The 22381-nt window shown below is 40.3% G+C and carries 21 protein-coding genes and 1 pseudogene; 15 read left to right on the top strand and 7 right to left on the bottom strand.

The window, feature by feature from the left end:
• Positions 1 to 84 precede the first annotated feature (84 nt).
• From C1E58_RS07280 to C1E58_RS07260, 5 genes are all read right to left on the bottom strand, one after another.
• On the bottom strand, positions 85 to 384 hold the full coding sequence (locus C1E58_RS07280) for a GIY-YIG nuclease family protein (protein WP_105113517.1): 300 nt from the start codon (positions 382 to 384) through the stop codon (positions 85 to 87).
• Positions 374 to 1123: a tRNA1(Val) (adenine(37)-N6)-methyltransferase gene (locus C1E58_RS07275; RefSeq protein WP_105113516.1), complete on the bottom strand. Its 750-nt coding sequence runs from the start codon at positions 1121 to 1123 to the stop codon at positions 374 to 376. Before C1E58_RS07275 ends, C1E58_RS07280 begins: the two co-directional genes overlap by 11 nt.
• Positions 1124 to 1203: 80 nt before the next feature.
• Complete coding sequence (locus tag C1E58_RS07270; RefSeq protein WP_105113515.1) at positions 1204 to 1455, bottom strand: hypothetical protein; 252 nt, start codon at positions 1453 to 1455, stop codon at positions 1204 to 1206.
• Between the two features lie 9 nt (positions 1456 to 1464).
• On the bottom strand, positions 1465 to 1719 hold the full coding sequence (locus C1E58_RS07265) for a hypothetical protein (protein ID WP_105209897.1): 255 nt from the start codon (positions 1717 to 1719) through the stop codon (positions 1465 to 1467).
• A gap of 13 nt (positions 1720 to 1732) precedes the next feature.
• The gene (locus C1E58_RS07260) at positions 1733 to 1999 is read right to left on the bottom strand and encodes a hypothetical protein (protein WP_105209896.1); all 267 of its coding nucleotides are present in this window, start codon (positions 1997 to 1999) and stop codon (positions 1733 to 1735) included.
• Between the two features lie 201 nt (positions 2000 to 2200).
• On the opposite strand from C1E58_RS07260, the gene C1E58_RS07255 reads away from it, so the two are divergent.
• Together C1E58_RS07255 and C1E58_RS07250 are read left to right on the top strand one after the other, a co-directional pair.
• On the top strand, positions 2201 to 3292 hold the full coding sequence (locus tag C1E58_RS07255) for a cystathionine gamma-synthase (RefSeq protein ID WP_105209895.1): 1092 nt from the start codon (positions 2201 to 2203) through the stop codon (positions 3290 to 3292).
• A 3-nt stretch (positions 3293 to 3295) separates the two neighbouring features.
• On the top strand, positions 3296 to 4456 hold the full coding sequence (locus tag C1E58_RS07250) for a MalY/PatB family protein (RefSeq protein ID WP_105209894.1): 1161 nt from the start codon (positions 3296 to 3298) through the stop codon (positions 4454 to 4456).
• A gap of 77 nt (positions 4457 to 4533) precedes the next feature.
• On the opposite strand, the gene C1E58_RS07245 is transcribed toward C1E58_RS07250, so the two are convergent.
• Positions 4534 to 5367 carry an AraC family transcriptional regulator gene (locus C1E58_RS07245; RefSeq protein WP_105209893.1) on the bottom strand — a complete coding sequence of 278 codons (834 nt, stop codon included), beginning with the start codon at positions 5365 to 5367 and terminating at the stop codon, positions 4534 to 4536.
• Positions 5368 to 5477: 110 nt separating this feature from the next.
• Here C1E58_RS07245 and C1E58_RS07240 point away from each other — a divergent pair, with 110 nt between their 5' ends.
• Complete coding sequence (locus C1E58_RS07240) at positions 5478 to 7646, top strand: alpha-galactosidase (protein ID WP_105209892.1); 2169 nt, start codon at positions 5478 to 5480, stop codon at positions 7644 to 7646.
• 12 nt (positions 7647 to 7658) lie between these two features.
• Positions 7659 to 8893, top strand: a pseudogene (locus C1E58_RS07235) (extracellular solute-binding protein).
• Between the two features lie 59 nt (positions 8894 to 8952).
• On the opposite strand, the gene C1E58_RS07230 reads toward C1E58_RS07235, so the two are convergent.
• A complete protein-coding gene (locus C1E58_RS07230; RefSeq protein WP_004298914.1) occupies positions 8953 to 9969 on the bottom strand; it encodes a LacI family DNA-binding transcriptional regulator in 1017 nt (338 codons plus the stop codon).
• Between the two features lie 166 nt (positions 9970 to 10135).
• Here C1E58_RS07230 and C1E58_RS07225 point away from each other — a divergent pair, with 166 nt between their 5' ends.
• The 11 genes from C1E58_RS07225 (at position 10136) to C1E58_RS07175 (ending at position 22380) form a co-directional block, all read left to right on the top strand.
• Positions 10136 to 11590: a glycoside hydrolase family 32 protein gene (locus tag C1E58_RS07225; RefSeq protein WP_044668669.1), complete on the top strand. Its 1455-nt coding sequence runs from the start codon at positions 10136 to 10138 to the stop codon at positions 11588 to 11590.
• Positions 11591 to 11614: 24 nt separating this feature from the next.
• On the top strand, positions 11615 to 12856 hold the full coding sequence (locus tag C1E58_RS07220; protein ID WP_105209891.1) for an extracellular solute-binding protein: 1242 nt from the start codon (positions 11615 to 11617) through the stop codon (positions 12854 to 12856).
• Between the two features lie 145 nt (positions 12857 to 13001).
• Positions 13002 to 13874, top strand: a complete 873-nt coding sequence (locus C1E58_RS07215) for a carbohydrate ABC transporter permease (RefSeq protein ID WP_161951289.1) — start codon at positions 13002 to 13004, stop codon at positions 13872 to 13874.
• 10 nt (positions 13875 to 13884) lie between these two features.
• Positions 13885 to 14715: a carbohydrate ABC transporter permease gene (locus C1E58_RS07210; RefSeq protein ID WP_105209889.1), complete on the top strand. Its 831-nt coding sequence runs from the start codon at positions 13885 to 13887 to the stop codon at positions 14713 to 14715.
• Between the two features lie 68 nt (positions 14716 to 14783).
• Complete coding sequence (gene gtfA / locus C1E58_RS07205; RefSeq protein WP_032511148.1) at positions 14784 to 16232, top strand: sucrose phosphorylase; 1449 nt, start codon at positions 14784 to 14786, stop codon at positions 16230 to 16232.
• A 71-nt stretch (positions 16233 to 16303) separates the two neighbouring features.
• The gene (locus tag C1E58_RS07200; protein WP_105209888.1) at positions 16304 to 17920 is read left to right on the top strand and encodes an alpha-glucosidase; all 1617 of its coding nucleotides are present in this window, start codon (positions 16304 to 16306) and stop codon (positions 17918 to 17920) included.
• Positions 17921 to 17997: 77 nt separating this feature from the next.
• Positions 17998 to 18627 carry a uracil phosphoribosyltransferase gene (upp, locus tag C1E58_RS07195; RefSeq protein WP_002937309.1) on the top strand — a complete coding sequence of 210 codons (630 nt, stop codon included), beginning with the start codon at positions 17998 to 18000 and terminating at the stop codon, positions 18625 to 18627.
• A gap of 391 nt (positions 18628 to 19018) precedes the next feature.
• On the top strand, positions 19019 to 19609 hold the full coding sequence (locus tag C1E58_RS07190; protein WP_074389118.1) for an ATP-dependent Clp protease proteolytic subunit: 591 nt from the start codon (positions 19019 to 19021) through the stop codon (positions 19607 to 19609).
• 153 nt (positions 19610 to 19762) lie between these two features.
• Positions 19763 to 20035: a DUF2129 domain-containing protein gene (locus tag C1E58_RS07185; protein ID WP_105209887.1), complete on the top strand. Its 273-nt coding sequence runs from the start codon at positions 19763 to 19765 to the stop codon at positions 20033 to 20035.
• Between the two features lie 127 nt (positions 20036 to 20162).
• On the top strand, positions 20163 to 21332 hold the full coding sequence (locus C1E58_RS07180; protein WP_105209886.1) for an ABC transporter substrate-binding protein: 1170 nt from the start codon (positions 20163 to 20165) through the stop codon (positions 21330 to 21332).
• Between the two features lie 160 nt (positions 21333 to 21492).
• Positions 21493 to 22380 (top strand): branched-chain amino acid ABC transporter permease, encoded by an 888-nt coding sequence (locus C1E58_RS07175; RefSeq protein WP_105113501.1) that lies wholly within the window; start codon positions 21493 to 21495, stop codon positions 22378 to 22380.
• The last annotated feature ends 1 nt before the right edge of the window (position 22381 follow it).

Here is a 22381-nt window from a genome sequence, read left to right as displayed (position 1 = left end):
AATCATCAACGATTTCAAGAACGCAACAACGGCCTTGCCCCTCTTGAAATGAGGAACAAGGCCGTCGCCTAATCTTTTATTATTTCATTGTCCACTTGACAGGGAGCAGTTCAATCTGGAGCGAGGTTTTTTTGTCATTTCTGAGATATAGTCTAACTTGCTCTGTCGGCTGCGTTTCTTAAAGAGTGCCTCGGCAGACATGGCTTCCTGCTTACTGGCAAAGGCTTCTTGATAGAGTAGGCTGACAGGCAAGCGTGCGCGGGTGTACTTGGCCCCTTTCCCACGATTATGGGTAGCAAGCCGCTTGACCACATCAGTCGTATAGCCGGTATAAAGACTTCCGTCGGCACATTCCAAGACATAAAAGTAGGCCTTATTTTCCATAATAAATCTCACGAATAGCAGGAGTATAGTCTCCGTTTTCTTCATGGACAACCAGAGGTGGCAGGATGTGCAGACCGTCCACCGAGCCGTCCTTGATAGCCTCAATTAGTAGCATATTGGCCTCCTTGCTGGCCTTGGGATAGACAAACTGGATCCGTTTGGGAGCCAATTTGTAGGTCCTTAGCTTATCAAGAATATCTAAAAATCGGTCGGGCCTGTGGACCATGGCCAAGCGACCATTGGATTTGAGCACCTGTTGGGCCACCTGGCAAATGCTGTCTAGGTTGGTTGCGATTTCATGTCTGGCTAGAAGATAATGCTCGCTTTCATTGAGGTTTGAACCCTCGTCCACCTTGAAGTAGGGAGGATTGCAGAGCATCAAATCCACCTTGGACCGCAAATCATATTGAGGCAAGTTTGCCAAGTCATCATTGATGACCGAGACCCGTTCCTCTAGACCATTGAGGGCGATGGAGCGGCGGTTCATGTCGGCTAGGCGTTCCTGCAATTCAACCTGAATGATAGGCGCCTTGGTGCGTGTAGAGGCAAAGAGGCCAACCGCCCCATTTCCACTACAAAGGTCAACAATCAGCCCCTTCTGAGCAGGCATTTTTGGAAAATGCGAAAGGAGGACGCTGTCAATCGAGTAGCTAAACACCTCCCTATTTTGAATAATCTGAACATCTGTTGAGAAGAGCTGGTCAATCCGCTCTCCGTCTAATAACTCAATTTTTTGCATGATTTTATTATACCATCTTTAGCAGAAAATCTCTGTCCATTTTGGAATAAAAAAGGAACGCATTCTACGCTCCTTTCAATCTAACTAAAAAATTCAATCCAAGCCCCAACTAGTAAGAAAGCGATACAGAGATAGATTTGCCAATTTGCTTTCAGGGTCCATTCTTTAGACCAAAAGGCACAACGGGCAGTACCGACAGCAGCAAAGAGCAAGAGTGCAAGCCAGAGGCTAGGTCCCTTATTTAGCCACTCCCCAATACTCCCCAGCAATAACAGGATCATGAGATAAAAATTCAAACTCCGATAAAATTCTTTATTAAATTCCTTAACCATAGAAAATCCTCACAGTAGAAAGATGGAAATGATTGTCCAACTGACAATAAAGCCAATGACCAGAAAAATCTGCCATGTTTTTTTTATCCAGCTACCTGGATTAAAGAAAGCTAGATAGCCAGCATAGAGCCCGAGAGCAAGCTGGAGAAAAGGGATAAACCAGAATGGTCCACGTAGAGCAGCATCCATCACTTGTAGGATACAAATGATAGAGAAATAAAATTCCCAAGTTCGATAAAATGCTGTATTGAATTTTTTAAACACAGTAGGCTCCAATCTACTTACCCAAAATGAATTTGAGGTAGACAATGACCATAATCATTATCAGATGAAAGATGTAGCCCATGCGAGTGAGTTCCTTTTCTTCCTTGAAGAAAAAGGCGCGAATGGCATTGAAAAAAACAATCAGAAAGGCTAATAGGGCATACCAAGTTGGACTTGGAGAATTGTCCTTAAAGAAATCGGGCAGTAAAAAACATATCCAAAAAATCATAGAATAAAAGGCATTGTACCGATAGAAACGCTTGTTAAACCTGAATTTCATAAGCAATCACCTCTCTTTCTCTTATTATATCAACTTATTCGTAGGTTTTCAAATATTTATATGTAAACAACAGTAAGTTTTGTTATAAAGAAAAACTATAACAAAGCTTGCCGTTTTTCTATAAGTATTTTTGGATATTTTTCACACCAAATCTCCTATTTCATGCTAGACTAGTTAATAAGTTAGAATGGAGTAGATGTTATGACAGATTATAAGATTGATACGATTTTGGCACATACTGGCATCAACAACGATGAAAAAACTGGGGCATTGATTTCCCCTATCCACCTTTCGACCACCTATCAACATCCCGAATTTGGTCAATCGACAGGCTTTGACTATACGCGGACCAAGAATCCGACCAGAGCTAGCTTGGAGAAAACCTTAGCTGCCATTGAAAAGGCTGACTATGCGCTCGTGACCAGTTCTGGTATGGCTGCTTTGGTCTTGCTCTTTAACGGTTTTCCTGTTGGAAGCAAGGTAGTTGCAGCGCGTGATCTCTATGGCGGTTCCTTCCGCTGGTTCAATGAGCAGGAGCAGTTGGGGCGTTTTAGCTTCACCTATGCCAACACCGAGGAAGAGCTACTAGCCGCCATCACAGACCAGACAGATTATGTTTTCCTAGAAACACCGACCAATCCCCTCATGGTAGAGTTTGACATTGCTAAGGTTTCGGCTGTCGCCCATGCCAAAGGTGCCAAGGTGATTGTCGATAACACCTTTTACAGCCCTATCTACCAAAATCCTCTTACTCTTGGAGCTGATGTGGTCTTGCATTCTGCGACCAAGTACCTGTCAGGGCATAATGATGTATTGGCAGGTGTGCTCATGACCAATGACCAAGCACTCTACGACAAACTCTTTTATGACCAAAATACCACAGGTCCAACCCTTTCGCCCCTAGATGCCTACCTTCTCATGCGTGGACTGAAAACCCTCTCTCTGCGTATGGAACGGGCAACGCAAAATGCCCAGAAGATTGTCGCCTACTTGCAAGCCAGTCCAGCTGTCAAGCAGGTCTATTACACGGGCAAGGGGGGCATGATTTCTGTCAAGGTAGCGGATGAAGGTCGCATTCCTCACATTCTTAATACCCTAGAGGTCTTTACCTTTGCGGAAAGTTTGGGAGGAGTGGAGAGCTTGATTACCTACCCAGCTACTCAGACCCACGCAGATATTCCAGCTGAAACCCGCCATTCTTACGGACTAACGGATGACTTGCTCCGTCTGTCTATTGGCATTGAGGATGCGGATGACTTGATTGCAGATTTGAAAACAGCCTTGGAGGGATAAGATATGACCCAGTATGATTTTACAACCAGACCCAATCGCTTAAATCACCATTCAGAAAAATGGAAGGCCAGTGAGGAGGATCCAGAACTCTTACAGCTATGGGTTGCCGATATGGATTTTGAAGCCCTGCCCGAAATTCGCTCTGCCATTCGCCAGTATGCAGACCAACATATCTTCGGCTATCCCTACGCTAGTGATTCTCTCTATCAATCCATTATTGATTGGGAAAAAGACCAACACGGCTATGAAATCAGCAAAGAAAGTATTGTTTTGATTGAGGGAGTTATGCCAGCCCTCTCGGTAGCTATCCAGGCTCTTACTGAGGAGGGAGATGCCGTTCTTATTAATACTCCTGTCTACCCTCCCTTCGCCCGTACGGTAAAATTGAATAATCGCCAATTGGTGACGAATTCACTGCGGGTGGTGGACGGACAGTTCCAGATTGATTTTGAACAATTAGAGCGCGACCTTGTAGAGCAGGAAGTGAAACTCTACATTTTCTGCAACCCCCATAATCCTGGTGGTCGTGTTTGGTCCAAGGAGGAGGTAGAAAAAATTGGTCAATTGTGCTGTAAACACAAGGTCTTGCTAGTTTCAGATGAAATCCATCAAGATCTGACCCTCTATGGAAACCAGCACCACAGTTTCAACACTGTGAGTCCGGATTTTAAAGATTTCACCCTTGTTTTATCGTCTGCAACAAAAACTTTCAATATTGCAGGTACGAAAAATAGCTTTGCTATTATTGAAAATCCACAATTAAGAAAGGCTTTTACAAGAAGACAGCTGGTCAATAACCAGCATGAAATTCCAGCCATTGGCTTGATTACGACTGAAACAGCCTTTCGATATGGTCGTCCATGGTTAGAGGAATTGAAGACAGTTCTTGAGAAAAATATTGATTATGTGACGGACTACCTGACTCAACAGACAAAGATCAAGGTAGTAAAACCACAAGGAACCTATCTGGTCTGGCTTGATTTTTCTGCCTATGCTTTGGAGCATAATGAATTGCATCGTAAATTGAAAGAAGAGGCAAAAGTAGTCCTAAACGATGGACAAACTTTTGGTAAAGAAGGTGTTCATCACGCCCGCCTCAATGCAGCAGCACCGTTTGAAACCATAAAAGAAGCCTGTGAACGAATTGCAGGAGTGTTTGGGTAAATTTAAAAGTGTGTTCTGAATAACAGTCAGAACACACTTTTAGTTTGCTAGAAATCAAAAGGTTATACGAACATCATCTATTGAAATCGATATTTTCGATAGTCACTTGGACTCTGGTGATATTGATTTTTAAAGGCACTGCTAAATGTCAATGGATCAAAATATCCAACTGAATTCGCGATTTCTGTAATACTTAGATCGAGATTAGCAAGTAGTTGACAAGCGTGGTTCATCTTAACTTGGACAATATAATCTTTGATAGAGTAACCGGTTTCCTGCTTAAAAATTTTATACAAGTAGCTGCGACTCAACGCAAGTTGATGAGCAATTTCAGACACTTTGATTGGACTGTTGTACTGAGAATGAATGATTTTTATAGCATGATGAACGTAATTTTTGGCAAGAGTAGATGCATCTTTTAAAGATTCATTAGGAAATTCTTCTACAAGAGCTGCGAGCAATTGATTTAAATGGCCTATTAAGATTAGTTCGGTAATCATTGGATGTGTTTGCTTTTTCGTATGATTGATATCAATCATCTTTTTTAATATCGGAGAATCGAGACGGGAGTGGAGATAATATTTTTCTAGAAGTTGAGTTTGAGCAAGAATAGTTTCAGCACGAGAGCCACTGAAACCTACCCAAGTATAGGTCCAAGGTTCGATTCCATCAGCTTGGTAAAAAATAGACAGATGTTTTGGGAGTACAAAAATATCTCCAGCTCTTAATTCAGTCGTTTCTCCATTGATTGTAATCTTGCCTTTTCCATTCGTAATAAAATGAAGTACATAGTTATTTCGTATAGTCGGCCCAAATGAGTAGTTCTTATCGCACTGTTCAGCTCCATAATGGTCTACGTTTAGATCAAAGTTATGACTGTCAAATTCATTGTAGATATTTAGAATATTCATCTCAATTCTCCTTAGGAAACATTATACCATGTTTAAGATACAAAAGACCATTAATTAAAGCGTTTTCATTTTATAAAATAAAGTATGTAAATGAGATGGGAGAGAAGAACATGATTCACTATTTAGAAGAAAATCGCTTGTTCCACCTACAAACGAGGGAGTTTTCATACATAATTCAAATTTTGGAAACGGGAGATTTAGTTCACAGATATTTTGGTAAAAAGGTTAAAAATTTTAGTTATGGAAACAAAATCACATATCTAGATCGATCCTTTTCACCTAGTCCAATTTCTGGAAACAGGACATACTCTATGGATACCTTACAACAGGAGTACTCTAGTAATGGTTTAGGTGATTTCCGCACATCTGCAATTGAATTGCGAAATGAGTTTGGTGTGGCCTTGGATTTAAAGTATAAGGCACACAGAATACAGAAAGGTAAACAAGCACTTGAAGGCCTACCTTCTAGTTTCGCTAGAGAGGATGAGGTTGAGAGCCTAGAGATTGATCTCTACGATCAGCTAACAGACATTACGGTAACTCTTCAGTACAGTGTGTTTGAGGACGCGAATTATCTTTGCCGTTCTACAACCATTCAAACAGGTCAATTTCCAACAAAAATCGAAAAGGCTTTGTCTTTTACCCTCGATTTTCCACATAAAGATTTTACAGTCCATAGCTTAGCTGGACGTTATGGTTACGAGAAAGAGTGGACACAAACACCATTAACCAAAGGAAAATTTTCTATTGGAAGTATTCGTGGTGCCTCAAGTCATTCAAAAACACCATTCTTAGCGTTGGCGGATCCAACAACAACCGAAGATAGTGGTGATGTCTATGCTGCTCAATTAGTTTATAGTGGAAATTTCACTGGATTTGCTGAAGTGACACCACTAGAGACATGTCGTTGGGGCATGGGGTTAAATGATGAACAATTTAGTTGGGAGTTAAGCAATCATTCTAGTTTCCAAACACCAGAAGTCCTCTTATCATTCACTGATAAAGGGTTGACTGGCATGACACAAGATAGTCATGAGTTCATAAAAAATCATATTGTAGCTTCGAAGTTTAGTCATCAAGAACGACCGATCCTCATTAATAACTGGGAGGGGACCTATTTCGATTTTACTGAAGATAAGATCGTAGAGATGGCGAAATCGGCAAGTCAAGTTGGAGTAGAACTTTTTGTACTAGATGATGGTTGGTTTGGAAAACGAAATCATGATGAATGTTCATTGGGTGATTGGAAAGTCAATTTGGATAAGTTGCCAAATGGTTTGGATGGACTGGCTGATCGTATAAACCAACTTGGTATGAAATTCGGACTGTGGTTTGAACCAGAGATGATTTCAGTAGATAGTGATCTCTATCGGAAACACCCAGATTGGGCCATTCATATTGATGGGAGGAAACCGATTTTCAGTAGAGAACAATTGGTGTTGGATCTGACCAAGACAGAGGTTTGTGATTATATTATTGAATCTGTCGCAAGTATATTAGAGTCAGCTCCGATTAGTTATGTTAAATGGGATATGAATCGCAATATTACGAGTATGTCGCCATATTATGCAAATGCTCAACGATTTGAATTCCATCATCGCTATATTTTAGGGCTATATCGTGTATTGGACACCCTTACAAAGCGTTTTCCAGACATCTTGTTCGAATCCTGTGCTGGTGGCGGTGGCCGAAATGATTTAGGTTTACTCTATTACATGCCACAGGCTTGGGTTAGTGATAATACAGATGCTATTGGTCGACTTTCTATCCAAGAAGGAACGAGTTTGGTTTTACCTGCCTCTTCTATGGGAGCACACGTGTCGGCTGTTCCAAACCATCAAGTCGGTCGAATCACTCCGCTTGCAACACGTGGGAATGTCGCCATGATGGGAGGAGCCTTTGGGTACGAGCTGGATTTAACGAAACTTTCTCAAGTGGAATTGGATGAAATTCGTCAGCAAGTTCAAACCTTCAAGTCCATTCGCTCAACAGTGCAGAAGGGTTTGCTCTATCGCTTGAAAAAAACAAGCAATACCTGGGCTGCCAATTATGTCAATAAGGATAGAAGTCAAGCAGTATTCACCTTTGTTAAGATACTGGCTCAATCAGAAGCTCCGCTTTTACAAGTTCAATTAAAAGGACTTGATCCAGATGCCTTGTATGAATGCCCTCAATTAGGAGAAACATTCTACGGGGATGAATTGATGAACATCGGTCTTACAATGCCACATGTTCAAAAAGATTATTTTAGTGTACAATATATTTTTAACAAAATCTAGGAGGATTTTATAATGAAAATGAAAACATTTTTAAAATGTGCGTCCGTCTGTGCTTTTGCCAGCTTCTTGGTTGCTTGTGGGAATGCAAGTGGTGGTAGTGATAAGGTTGAGATTGAATATTTCTCACAAAAACCAGAAATGCAAGCAACTCTACAGGAAATTATTGATGAATTTGAAAAAGAAAATCCTACGATTGATATTAAATTTTCAAATGTACCAGATGCAGGAACTGTTTTAAAAACCCGTATGGCAAATAACGAAGCGCCAGATGTCATCAACATTTATCCACAAAATGCGGACTTCAAAGCATACGCAGCGGATGGTCGATTCCTAGAAATTGGTGATGATGCAGGTCTCAGTCATCTAAAAGATGGTGCTGTCACGCCTTATCTTGTTAACGAAAAAAATTACACCCTTCCTTTGACAGCAAATGCCTATGGTATTTACTATAATAAGGATAAGTTCAAAGAATTGGGTCTCGAAGTTCCAACTACCTATGCAGAATTTGTGGCTTTGGTAGACAAAATCAAGGCTGATGGCAGTGCAGCACCATTTGCTCTTTCATTGAACGATGCTTGGTCCTTGAACGGTTACCATCAGTTGGCATGGGTAACTGTTGCGGGTGGATTTGATGGTGCAGAAGATATTCTAATCCGTAGTGCCAAAGGCGCAATTCAAGATGATGCGACTACAAAAGCAGTTCTAGAACGCTTACAACTGTTAACAGATAATGGACAAAAAGGGGCAACAGGTGCGCTTTATGCAGATGCGGTGGCAGCCTTTGCAGCAGGCGATGCTCTCATGCTTCCACAAGGTACATGGGCAGCTACAGCTGTAAACCAACAAGAACCAGAATTTGAATATGGTATGTTTACATTCCCTGGTGATAAAGAAGGTGGCGACTATACCATTGGTGCAGCTGACCTTGCTCTATCTATTTCATCAGATACAGAGCACCCAGAAGAGTCTAAAAAATTCCTAGAATACCTCTCTCGTCCAGAAGTTCTCCAGAAATACTATGATGTAGATGGTTCGCCAACTTCTGTAGAAGGCGTTGAAACAGAAGGTAAGTTTGAAGAAACTGCTGGAGTGACGCAATATGCCTTCACTGACAAACATGTAGTTTGGTTGCAATCTGAGTGGGAATCAGAAGAAGAGTTCTGGAATATCACAGTTGAAGCTGTGATATTCCAAATTCTACAGAATTAGTTAAGAAACTAAATGCATTCTTTGACCCAATGAAGTAATGAACAATAAAAAAGGTTACCTAGTAACGATATTTTAGTTCTACTAGGTAGCCATTATTTTAAAATGTTGTGGAGCGCTTAATCAATTTCGGAGCAATCTCGCGATGTTGGATAGGCGAAATAATTCCTTTCTTTCGTTCTTCTATTTGCTGGCTCAAAACTTCTAAAGCTGTGTGAGAAATAGCCTTTAAATCTTGTCTGATAGTTGTCAATGGAATAATTGTTTCCGATGCAATCGGAGAATCATCAAATCCTACAATACGATAATCCTCAGGGAAATGACCATATTTTTGGAACAGGATATTGACAAAGATAGAGGCATAGGTATCGTTAGCAAAGAAAATTCCTTTGCGCTTACCTTGATAGTTAGCCTCAATCGTCTCAAAATGGTGCTGTAATTCAGTTTGAATCTGATGGTAAGAACTACCTAGGTCCGTTGCAAAGATTCTGTACTCTACATCACTGTCCTGACACATTGTTTCGAAACCTTTGACTCGATTATAGGCAGGTATGTTTTCTTTCAATTTTCCATTAATATGGATAAGTATATCACAGTTATTCTTGATTAAAGAACCTGTAGCTTGAATGGCTCCTAGATAGTTGTCGGTTTCAATGCTAGAAATATATTGTGATTCGCGCTCAATTGAAACCACAGGAACATTGTAACTGGCTAATTCTTCAGAAGTAATGGTATGACTTAAAACAATCAATCCTTCGATATTATAAGCCAATAATTCTTGGATATACTCTCGTTCGGTCTCAATATTGTCATCACCGATGAAAACTAAGAATTTGTAATTATTTTTTTTATAGGTAGCTAGTATTTCTTCTAAAATGGCCGCATAAAAGTGGAGAAATAGATTTGGTATGATAATACCGATGAACTCCGTTTTGCCTTTGGCTAATACTTTTGCAAGTTTATTTTCTTGGTAACCCAGTTCAATTAATGCTCTTTCAATCTTTTGTTTGCTGGCATCTGTTAATGAATCGGGATTATTAAAATATCGTGATATGGTTGTCTTTGAAAAATTTGTATGTTTTGCAATATCCGCAAATGTAACCTTTTGTTGCTTCATTTGAAAACCCTTTCCTGTTTTCAGTATTATATAGTGAAAATCGCTATGTGTCAATCTTTTTTCAATTTAGAAAAATATTTTTGAAAACGCTTGACAATCAAAAACTAAAAGGGTAGAATACCATTAAGTAACCGGTTACATTACAAATAACATCCGGAGGTGAAGGATGCAAAACTTGAAAAAGGCTAGAGATTATGTTTCCCAGCATCATGTTGCTTCGGATACAAGGCCACGATTTCATGTTAGTCCACCTGTTGGTTGGCTAAATGATCCGAATGGACTTTCAGAATTTCAGGGTAAAGTCCATCTATTTTATCAGTATCATCCTTATGATATCAAGTGGGGACCCATGCACTGGGGACACCAAGTGACGGAAGATATGGTAGTTTGGAAAGATTTGCCCGTGGCTCTAGCACCCGACCAATGGTATGACCAGGAAGGATGCTTTTCAGGAAGTGCAGTGGAGCACGAGGGAAAACACTATCTAATTTATACAGGGGTTCGAAAACAAGAAAACAGTAGTGGACAGATTGAAACTGTTCAAGACCAATGTTTAGCCGTTGGAGATGGAGTTGATTATAAAAAAGTTAATACGAATCCAGTATTGACAGGGAATCTACTGCCTGACGGTTTTAGTAGAGAACATTTTCGTGATCCAAAAGTTTGGAAAGCAGATGGACGATACAATCTGGTTGTCGGAAACTTGGATACAGATGGGCGTGGTCAAATCCAACTATTTTCAAGTCAGAATTTACAAGAATGGTCCTATAACGGAGTACTTGCGAGCGATGATACAGGAGAGTATGGTAGCATGTGGGAATGCCCGGACTTTTTTGAAATTGATGGTCAATCCGTTCTAATCTGCTCACCTCAACACATGAGAGCTAAAGACTTAGAATTCCATAATGGTCACAATTCAGTCTATTTTATTGGAAATTATGACAGAGAAAATCATAAATTTGATAAAGGTGAAGGAAAATCTCTTGATTATGGTTTGGATTTTTATGCACCACAAACGTGTCGTCTGAGTGATGGGAGACAGATTCTTATTGGATGGATGAAATCGTGGAATTCGATTTCTGATTTAGAAAATACAGAGTGGCAGGCTATGATGACTCTTCCGAGAGAGCTTAGCTTAGAAGATGGTAAGCTCATCCAGCAACCGATTCGGGAACTAGAGGCTTATCGTCAAAATAAACTTCAATTTTCAACCACCATTGATGGAACCTATCAAAAACCAGATTTGAAAGGTAGATTTATTGATTTACAGCTCAGTTTGTCTGGTAAAGAATGGACAACATTCCAAATTGATCTAGCTTGCAATGATGACTTATATACCAGTTTTAAATTTACTCGGCTGACTGATACGCTAGAAGTTGATCGAACCTATTCTGGGCTTAGATTAGATCAGAATTGTTTCAGAAAAGTAGCAGTAGACCTCCAAGATTCAATCACCTGTCGCTTTATTTTGGATAGTCATTCCATTGAATTGTTTATCAATGGAGGGAAGCAAGTGTTCAGTATGGAAATTGAAACACCACTTGAAGCAGATGGCATTCGTTTCCAGAGTCAAGGATTAGTTACATTAGCAGTTGAAAAATATGATATTATTACTAAATGACCTAGTTATAGAGGGAGAAAGAAAATGAAATTTACAACATTCGTTAAAAGTACATCTGTGATTGCTTTTGCTAGTTTGCTAGCAGCATGTGGGAATGGCTCGGCGGGGTCTAGCGATAAAGTCGAACTAGAATATTTCTCGCAAAAACCAGAAATGCAAGCGACCTTGCAAGAAATCATTACTGATTTTGAAAAGGCCAATCCAGACATTAGTATTAAATTTTCCAGTGTGCCAGATGCAGAAACCATCTTGAAAACTCGTATGGCCAATAATGAAGATCCAGATATTATCAATGTCTATCCGGTTGCGGCAGATTTTGATGCTTGGGCAAAAGATGGTCGTTTCCTAGAACTCGGAGAGGATGCTGGAGTTGGCAATTTGAAAGAGGGAGCAGCAGAATTCTATGCTGTTGACAATAAAATTTATTCTCTCCCATTGAACACCAATGTCTATGGTATCTATTATAACAAGGCTAAATTTAAAGAATTAGGCCTAGAAGTACCAAAAACGACTGCTGAATTCGAAAAATTAGTAGCGGCGATTAAAGACAAGGGTGAAACACCATTTGCGCTGTCTTTGGCTGATTCTTGGTCACTAAATGGATTCCATCAGTTGGCATGGGTGAGCGCAGCAGGAGGTTATGACCAAGCTCAAGATATCCTAGTTCGGAGTGGCAAAGGTAGTATCACAGCTGACAATCCAGCAACGCAAGCAGTTGTTAAATCCTTCGAATTATTACATGACAATGGTCAATCAGGATTTTCTGGAGCTAAGTATGCCGATGCTGTCGCAGCATTTGCAGATGGCAAAGCTCTCATGATGCCACAAGGTAGCTGGGCTGCTGCAGTCATCAATCAACAGAATGCTGATTTGGATTACGGTATCTTTGCCTTCCCTGGAGAAAAAGAAGGGGATGATGTGACTATCGGTGGTGCCGACTTAGCTTTGTCAATTAGTGCCAAGACGGAACACCCAGAAGAAGCTAAAAAGTTCCTCGCTTATATGTCTAGCAAAGAAGTCATGCAAAAATATTATGATGTAGACGGTTCGCCAACTTCTGTCGAGGGAGTTGAAACAGAAGGGAAGTTCCCAGAAATTGAAGGAGTTGCCCAATATGCCTTTACTGATAAGCAAATTGCATGGTTGCATAAAGAATGGACATCGCAAAATGATTTCTGGACCATCGCTGTAGAAGCAATCAAAGATCCAAAGGCAGATAAGCTTGCGGACGAATTGAATGCTTTCTTTGATCCGATGAAAAAATAAATGATATAGAGCTATTGGGAGGGGCTAGACAAGTCCTAGTTCCTCCTCATAGTTGTTTCGTGTCAGTTTGAATCCCCCTAACCACTCCTTCTATTCAAACTGACACGAAGCAACTATGAAACTTTTAGAAAAAAGGAGTATCATGATGAATCAAAAAGGTTTTATTGCCAAATATTGGCCCTATCTATTTGTTGCCATACCAATTGGTCTACAGTTAATCTTTTTCTTCTATCCCTTATTTACGGGTATCTATTATAGCTTAACAGATTGGAATGGATTGACATCAGATTTCAGCTTGATTGGCGTTCAAAATTATCTAGATATCTTGAAAAATCCTGATTTTTATACGTCTATGACTTTTACCATTATCTTCACCATTGGTTTAGTCATTGGAGAAATAGTTATCGGAATCTGGTTGGCTACCTTACTTAATCGCAAGATAAAGGCGGTTGGTTTCTTTAGAACATGGTATTTCTTCCCTGCGGTACTTTCAACCGTTACATTGGGCTTGATTTTTGTCCAATTGTTCAACTATGGTTTTACACAGATTGGAGAAATCCTTCATATCGATTGGTTGATGGAAAACTTGTTGGTACAAGAGAATACTGTTATTCCAGCTGTTATTTTCGTAGCACTTTGGCAGGGCTTGGCTATGCCAGTTATCATTTTCCTGTCTGGTTTACAGAGTATTCCAGAAGATGTGAAAGAAGCAGCTGCAATCGATGGTGCAACACGCTCTCAACAATTCTTTAATATTGAACTTCCATTCTTATTACCATCTATCAGTATGGTTTTCATCTTGGCAATGAAGTCAGGTTTGACAGCATTCGACCTTATCTTTGCACTGACAAGTGGTGGCCCAGATGGCAAGACAGAATCACTTGGTTTATTAGTCTATAACTATGCCTTTGTTGATAATAAGTTTTCGTATGCGAATGCTTTAGCGGTGGTCCTCTTTATCTTTATCATTGTGATTTCGTTGATTCAGATGAAGATTTCTAAGAAATTTGAAGTATAGGAGAGTAAATATGAACAAGCACAAACAGAAAAATTGGTGGGTTTATCTCGTGCTCTTCAGCGGTATTCTCTTCATGTTTATTCCGCTACTTGTAACGATTATTAGCTCATTCAAACCAACCAAGGAAATCACGAGCAACTTCTTTGGTCTTCCTGAAAATTTCACTTTAAATAACTACGAACGCTTGTTTAATGATGGGATTGTACAATATTTTGGCAATTCTGCCTTGATTACGATTGTAGCAGTTGGCTTGATTCTACTTGTTATTCCAATGGCAGCTTTCGCCGTAGCCCGTCAAATGAAACGCCAGACAGTGTTTAACTTTATCTACTTTTTCTTGATTATTGGGATTTTTGTACCTTTCCAAGTGATTATGCTCCCAATGACCAAATTAATGTCAAGCCTTGGCTTGAACAATATTGTCGGTTTGATTATTCTATATTTGACCTATGCAGTCCCTCAGGCCCTCTTCCTCTATGTCGGCTATATTAAGACCATTGTTCCTGAAGAAATGGATGAGGCGGCAGCTATTGATGGCTGTGATAAATTTACTATGTACTGGAAAATCATTTTCCCACTCATGAAACCTATGCATGCAACCGTTTTGATTATCAATGCCCTCTGGGTCTGGAACGATTTCCTCTTGCCTTTACTAGTATTGAACCGTGATCAAAGCATGTGGACCTTGCCACTTTTTCAATACAATTACCAAGGTATGTATTTCAGTGATTATGGACCATCATTTGCATCCTATGTGGTGGGGATTATCCCAATCTTATTGGTATACCTTGTCTTCCAGAAACATATTATTTCAGGTATGACGAGTGGATCTGTCAAATAATCTAGAGGTTGACTTGTTCAACCTTTTCTAAAAAATGAAAAAGAAAAGGCTTACAAAGGAGAATATCGATGAAAATTAAAAACCAAGCTATGTTGATTACCTATTCTGATAGTTTAGGCAAGAATCTCAAGGATTTGAAAAAAGTTCTTGAGGGACCATTAAAGGATGTTGTGGGAGGTATTCACATTCTACCATTCTTCCCATCATCAGGTGACCGTGGGTTTGCGCCAATGGATTATACAAAGGTAGACCCTGCATTTGGAGATTGGTCAGATATTGAAGCATTGAGTAAGGACTACTATCTGATGTTCGATTTTATGATTAATCATATCTCGGCAAAATCTCCATATTTCCTTGATTTTCTTGAAAAGAAAGATGAATCAGCTTATGCGGATTTGTTTATTCGCTATAAAAACTTTTGGCCAAATGGTGAGCCAACGCAAGAAGATGTTGATTTGATCTATAAGCGTAAACCTCGTGCTCCATATCGAATTGCAACATTTGCTGATGGTAGTGAGGAGAAGGTATGGTGTACCTTTGATGAGCAACAGATTGACTTGGATGTGACTACAGAGACAACACGCCAGTTCATCCAAGAAAATTTGGAACAGTTGGCAGAACATGGTGCTTCGATCATTCGTTTGGACGCCTTTGCTTATGCCAATAAAAAAATCGGAACCAACTGTTTCTTTGTGGAACCTGATATTTGGGAAATGCTCCATTTTCCACGTCAGTTATTGGCACCAAAAGATGTAGAAATCTTACCAGAAATTCATGAACACTACACCATTCAGCAAAAAATTGCGGAACAGGATTATTATGTTTATGACTTTGCCTTGCCAATGCTGGTTCTCCACGCTTTGTATTCAGGTCATGTCAATCGTCTGGTTCACTGGATGGAGATTTGCCCTCGCAAGCAATTTACAACTCTTGATACACATGATGGAATCGGTGTTGTGGATGTTAAGGATTTGCTGACGGATGAGGAGACAGAGGAAACGCGTGAAGCCTTGTATGCACAAGGTGCCAATGTCAAGAAAATTTATAGCACTGAAGCTTACAATAATTTGGATATTTATCAGATTAACTGTACTTATTATTCTGCCCTTGGTAATAACGATCAAGCTTACCTATTAGCGCGTGTTCTCCAATGTTTTGCACCAGGTATTCCACAAATTTATTATGTTGGTTTGCTAGCAGGCGAAAATGATATTGAGCTTTTGGAATCAAGCAAGGAAGGTCGCAATATCAATCGCCATTACTATGATTTGGAAGAAATTGAGCAGGAAGTGCAACGGCCAGTTGTACAATCCTTGTTCAAACTCCTTAAATTCCGCAATACAAGTCCAGCTTTTGATGGAGAGTTCTCTGTTAAGATGTTGGATGAAACAAGTATGGAAATTTTCTGGAATAATCAAGATGCAGGGGTATCTGCCCGCTTAACAGCAAATCTAAAAGAAAAATCCTTTGAAATTGTTGAAATAGAAGAGGGCAAAATTACTACAATTGAGTTATAATATGATTATATAGAAAGGGGGGATTCCCCTTTTTCTTGCGTAAATTAGATTGTACAGAAAGGATGAATCAAATGTCAGAAATACAAAAAACAGATTGGTGGAAGAAGTCCGTCATTTACCAAATTTACCCTCGTAGTTTTCAAGATTCAAATGGAGATGGAGTAGGGGATATTCGAGGGATTATCAGCAGATTAGATTATCTTCACGAGCTTGGAATTGATGCTATTTGGCTCAGTCCTGTTTATCAGTCCCCCATGGATGACTATGGTTACGACATCAGTGACTACCAAGGAATTGCTCCAGAATTTGGGACCATGGAAGATATGGAAGAGCTGATTGCAGAAGGCCATAAGCGCAATATCAAAATAATCATGGATTTGGTGCTCAATCATACCTCGGATGAACATTTTTGGTTTCAAGAAGCCCTCAAAGGACCAGATAATCCCTATTATGACTATTATATTTGGGCTGACGAGCCGAATGAATTACGCTCGACCTTCTCAGGCTCTGCTTGGGAATACGTTCCACATCTGAACAAATACTATCTCCACCAATTCTCTGTTAAGCAACCGGATTTGAACTGGAAAAATCCTGCTCTGAAACAAGAAATCTGGGATATGATCAATTTTTGGATTGAAAAAGGTGTTGGCGGTTTCAGGCTAGATGTGATTGATTTGATTGGAAAAGAACCGGAAAAATTAATTACAGCTGATGGCCCGACTCTCCATCCTCTTATTCAGGAATTAAATGAGAAAACCTTTGGTGCATACGACTTAGTGACTGTTGGGGAAACCTGGAGTGCCAATCCAGAAAATGCTCAGTTATATTCACATCCTGACCGAAAAGAATTTTCGATGATTTTCCAATTTGAACATGTCGGACTGGATCAGCAGGAAGGGAAAGAAAAGTGGGATTTGGCACCGCTTGATCCAGCACGTTTGCATAAGGTTCTATCCAAATGGCAGACTGAACTGGTTGGTAAAGGCTGGAACTCGCTTTTCTGGAATAATCATGATTTACCTCGTGCCATTTCTCGCTTCGGTGATGATCGACCTGCATTTCGTGAACTAAGTGGTAAAATGTTGGCTATTTATCTTCATTTTATGTCAGGGACACCTTATATCTACCAAGGTGAGGAAATCGGTATGATTAATACACCGATTATGGATATTAGCCAAGCGGACGATATTGAAACACGTCGCATGTATGCGGAACGGATTGAAAATGGCTTCACCAAGGAGGAATTGCTTACTTCTATAAATGCCAAAGGTCGTGATAATGCTCGTCGTCCAATGCAATGGACAGGTGCAGAAGGAGCAGGGTTCAGTACAGGTCAAGCCTGGCTGGCTTTGGGAGATATTGTCAAAGACATCAACGTTGAAAAAGCACTGACAGACAAACAATCGCTTTTCTATACCTATCAAAAATTAATCGCTCTTCGGAAAGAGTACCCTTGTATGTCTGAAGGAAAATATGAAGTGATGGAGACTGGTAATAGCTCAGTAAAGGCCTACCGTAAATATGATGAACAGGATGATTTCATCATTCTGGTAAATTTCACCAGTGATGAGCAGGCCTATGAAGTATCAAGTGAAGGGTATTCCTTGTTTATGCATAACTATGGTGAAGCAGCATTTTTGGATAGACAATTATTGAGACCATATGAGGCAATCGTTCTCAAAAAATAAATTCCTTTTCTTTTCCCATGCTTTTTTCATGATTTTTTGGTAAAATGGAAAAAACAAAAAAGAGAGGTCTTATCATCATGGGTAAATTCCAAGTCATTTCACACCCGCTCATTCAGCACAAGTTGTCAATTCTTCGTCGTACATCGACTTCAACAAAGGATTTTCGTGAGTTGGTAAATGAAATCGCAATGCTAATGGGTTACGAAGTCTTGCGCGACTTGCCGCTGGAAGATGTGGAAATTGAAACACCGATTACCAAGACGGTTCAAAAGCAAATTGCAGGTAAAAAATTGGCTATTGTGCCCATCCTTCGTGCAGGTGTGGGTATGGTTGACGGTTTGCTTAGCCTTGTACCAGCTGCTAAGGTTGGTCACATTGGTATGTACCGTGATGAAGAGACCCTTCAACCAGTTGAGTACCTTGTAAAATTACCAGAAGACATTGACCAACGTCATATTTTTGTCGTTGACCCAATGCTTGCCACCGGTGGTTCGGCTATTTTGGCGGTTGATTCCTTGAAGAAACGTGGCGCTTCAAATATCAAATTTGTTGCCCTTGTTTCAGCTCCAGAAGGTGTGAAAGCTCTTCAAGAAGCTCATCCAGATATTGACATTTACACAGCAGCTTTGGATGAAAAACTCAATGAAAAAGGCTACATCGTGCCTGGTCTTGGAGATGCTGGTGACCGCTTGTTCGGTACAAAATAATCGAATGGAGAGGCTGGGCAAAAAGCCCAGCGTCGCTTCTTAGAGTTCGTGCCAACATCTCAGCGCAGTGGTTGATTGGCAGATTTGTTCGTGTTTCACACTCCAAATCCGACCTATATGACTGATGCGAACAGAGTTCGCTTCATCTCCAACCTCAAACTGTCTCCCAGACAGTTTGAGCTGTGCGGAGGTGGGAGTGAAACAGTCTGGGGATAGACTGTTTCAGCTCAACAACTGGAAATATGGACTTGTTGAAGAACTCTTTTTGACTTAGTCCAGTTCTTTCCCACTCCCTTTTTTCAACTGTGAAAATCGTGGTTTTTATTTGACCAATTTTGACTAATTCTATATAATGGGTTCATACTTGTTATTGAAATAAAGGAGGATTCGTATGATTCCAGTAGTTATTGAACAAACTAGTCGTGGAGAGCGTTCGTATGATATTTACTCACGTTTGCTCAAAGACCGTATTATCATGTTGACAGGACCAGTTGAGGACAATATGGCAAACTCTATCATTGCCCAGTTGCTTTTCCTTGATGCCCAAGATCCAACGAAGGATATCTATCTCTATGTCAATACACCAGGTGGATCTGTATCAGCAGGTCTTGCTATTGTGGACACCATGAACTTTATCAAGGCTGATGTGCAAACCATCGTTATGGGAACAGCAGCTAGCATGGGAACCATTATTGCCTCAAGCGGTGCCAAAGGCAAACGGTTCATGTTGCCAAATGCCGAATACATGATTCACCAGCCGATGGGCGGAACTGGTGGTGGTACGCAACAAACAGATATGGCTATTGCTGCTGAGCACTTGCTCAAAACCCGTAACAAATTGGAAAAAATCTTGGCTGATAATTCAGGTAAAACAGTGAAACAAATCCACAAGGATGCCGAGCGTGATTATTGGATGACAGCAGAAGAAACACTAGCTTACGGCTTCATTGATCAAATCATGGACAATACCAAAGCAAAATAAGCGGATGAGGGGGGACTGCCTCCTTTTCTGTTTCTCTGCCACGTTGAAACTTTTCATTTTCCTCTGAAAAAGGTATAATAAAACAAGAGAAGTTTTAGAACCTGTAATCACAAGTGGAAGTGCTTGTGATTACAGGTTCTTAGAGGAGAAACCATGTTTGAGAAGAGAGAGCGCACCTGCCTAACTGTTTATTTACATTACAACCGTGATGCTAGGAAGTTGAACCAGTACGGAGATATTCATTATCACTCAAGGAAACTCCGTTATGTTCTGGTCTATATGGATCAGGAAAAGGCAGAGGCAACCATGCAAAAGTTGAAGAAGGAAAAATTTGTTAAGAAGGTTCTTCCGTCCTATATAAAAGAGTTAGACCAGAATTTTGTTGGTAGTTTGTGGAGAGAAGAAGAAACCAACTTGATTCAATAGTGAAATGAACAGGCTTGATGGCCTGTTTTTACTTTTTTAAAAATTTTTTTCTTTTTTGTTGACAATTTTCAGATAATTCAGTATATTAGATACATCGTAAAATTTAAGAAAGATTTAAGGAGTTTTCATGAAAAAAAGAAAATTTGCAGTAGCACTTGCTACCTTCGCCTCTGCAGCTCTACTTGCTGCTTGTGGTACCGTTTCATCTACAAACAGCTCAGCACAAGGTGCTGCTATCGGTGATACCTTCAAGATTGGTTACAACTTGGAGTTGTCTGGTGCTGTATCATCTTATGGTCAGACTGAAGAAAAAGGTGCTAACCTCGCTGTCAAAGAAATTAACGCAGCTGGTGGTATCGGTGGTAAGAAAATCGAAGTTGTTACTAAAGACAACAAATCAGAAACTGCCGAAGCAGCAACAGTTGCGACAAGCTTGGCAAGTGAAGGCGTGAACGTAGTTGTTGGTCCTGCAACTTCTGGTGCGGCAGCAGCTTCTATTCCTGCTTTGACATCAGCTGGTGTTCCAATGATTACACCTTCTGGTACACAAACCAACTTGGTTGTTAATGACAAAGGCGAAGTTCAAGACTACTTCTTCCGTGCGACCTTTACAGACGGCTACCAAGGTCAAGTAATGGCTAAGTATGCGACAGAAAACTTGTCAGCTAAGAAAGTTGTTCTTTACTATGACAACTCTTCTGACTACGGTAAGGGTGTAGCAGAAGCCTTCAAGAAAACTTACACAGGTGAAATTGTTTCTGAAATTACTTTCGCTTCAGGTGACAAAGACTTCCAAGCTGCCTTGACTAAGTTGAAAGATGCTGAGTTTGATGCCATCATCATGCCAGGTTACTACAACGAAACTGGTACAATCGTGAAACAAGCGCGTGGTCTTGGTATCAACCAACCAGTTCTTGGTTCTGACGGTTTCGACTCACCACAATTTACTGAATTGGCAACTGCTTCAGCAGCAACAAACGTTTATTACCTTTCAGGTTATGTAACATCAGCTAGCGATAAAGCGAAAGCCTTCAGCGAAGCTTATAAGAAAGAATACAACGAAGAGCCAAACATGTTTGCAGCCCTTGCTTATGATGCAGTTTACATGGCAGCGAAAGCAGCAGAAGGCGCAGCAGATTCAAAAGCTCTTAAAGACAACCTTGCAGCTTTGAAAGATTTCGAAGGTGTGACAGGTACTATGTCAGTTGATGCAGAGCACAACGTTGTGAAATCCGTTTATGTTGTTGGTTTGACTAACGGTGAGCAATCATCAGTTGATACAGTTTCTGCAGAATAATAAGTGAAAAAAGAGGGGGACTTCCCTCTTTTTCCCTTGAAATAACTAGATTTTCTTAAAAGATTAAAAAATTCTATAAAACTTGCTTATTTTCAGAAAATTTTGTATAATGTAACAATGCTTATTGAGCTTGAAAATATTTAGAAAGATTGGTGAACCTATGCTTCAACAACTTGTCAATGGTTTGATTCTTGGTTCTGTTTATGCCCTTTTGGCCCTCGGCTATACCATGGTGTACGGAATTATCAGACTGATTAACTTTGCCCACGGGGACCTTTACATGATGGGTGCTTTTATGGGCTATTTCCTATTGAACAACTTAACCTTTATTGCTGATGGCAGCCTTCGTTTTTTTGTTGCCCTTATCTTAGCAATGGCTGGAACCGCTATTCTTGGTGTCGTTATTGAATTCTTGGCCTATCGTCCTTTGCGGAATTCAACCCGTATCGCAGCCTTGATTACAGCTATCGGTGTTTCCTTCTTCTTGGAATACAGTATGATTAAATTGTTTACAGCGGATGTTAAAGCCTTTCCTCAAGCGATTGAGGCTGTGACCTTTAATCTTGGTCCAGTTTCCGTCACCAATATCCAGTTGATTATCTTAGGTGTATCCCTTGCCTTGATGGTCGCTCTGCAGTTGATCGTAAAACGTACCAAGATGGGTAAAGCCATGCGTGCCGTTTCTGTAGACAGCGATGCAGCTCAGTTGATGGGGATTAACGTAAACCGTACCATCAGCTTCACCTTTGCCCTAGGTTCAGCCCTTGCTGGTGCTGCGGGTGTTCTCCTTGGTCTTTACTACAACCAAATCGAGCCTTTGATGGGTATGACTCCTGGTTTGAAGGCCTTTGTAGCAGCCGTTCTTGGTGGTATCGGTATTATTCCTGGTGCTGCTCTAGGTGGTTTCGTCATCGGTATTATTGAAACATTTACTTATGTGATTGGTTTGGATACCTTCCGTGATGCTATTGTGTATACAGTATTGATTGTCATCCTCTTGGTGCGTCCAAGCGGTATCCTTGGTAAGAACGTGAAAGAGAAGGTGTAAC

This window comes from Streptococcus suis (assembly GCF_002964575.1).
GTDB lineage: Bacteria > Bacillota > Bacilli > Lactobacillales > Streptococcaceae > Streptococcus > Streptococcus suis_R.
The sequence above is the reverse complement of the archived record's forward strand: the minus strand, read 5'-3'. Positions and strand labels throughout refer to the sequence as shown.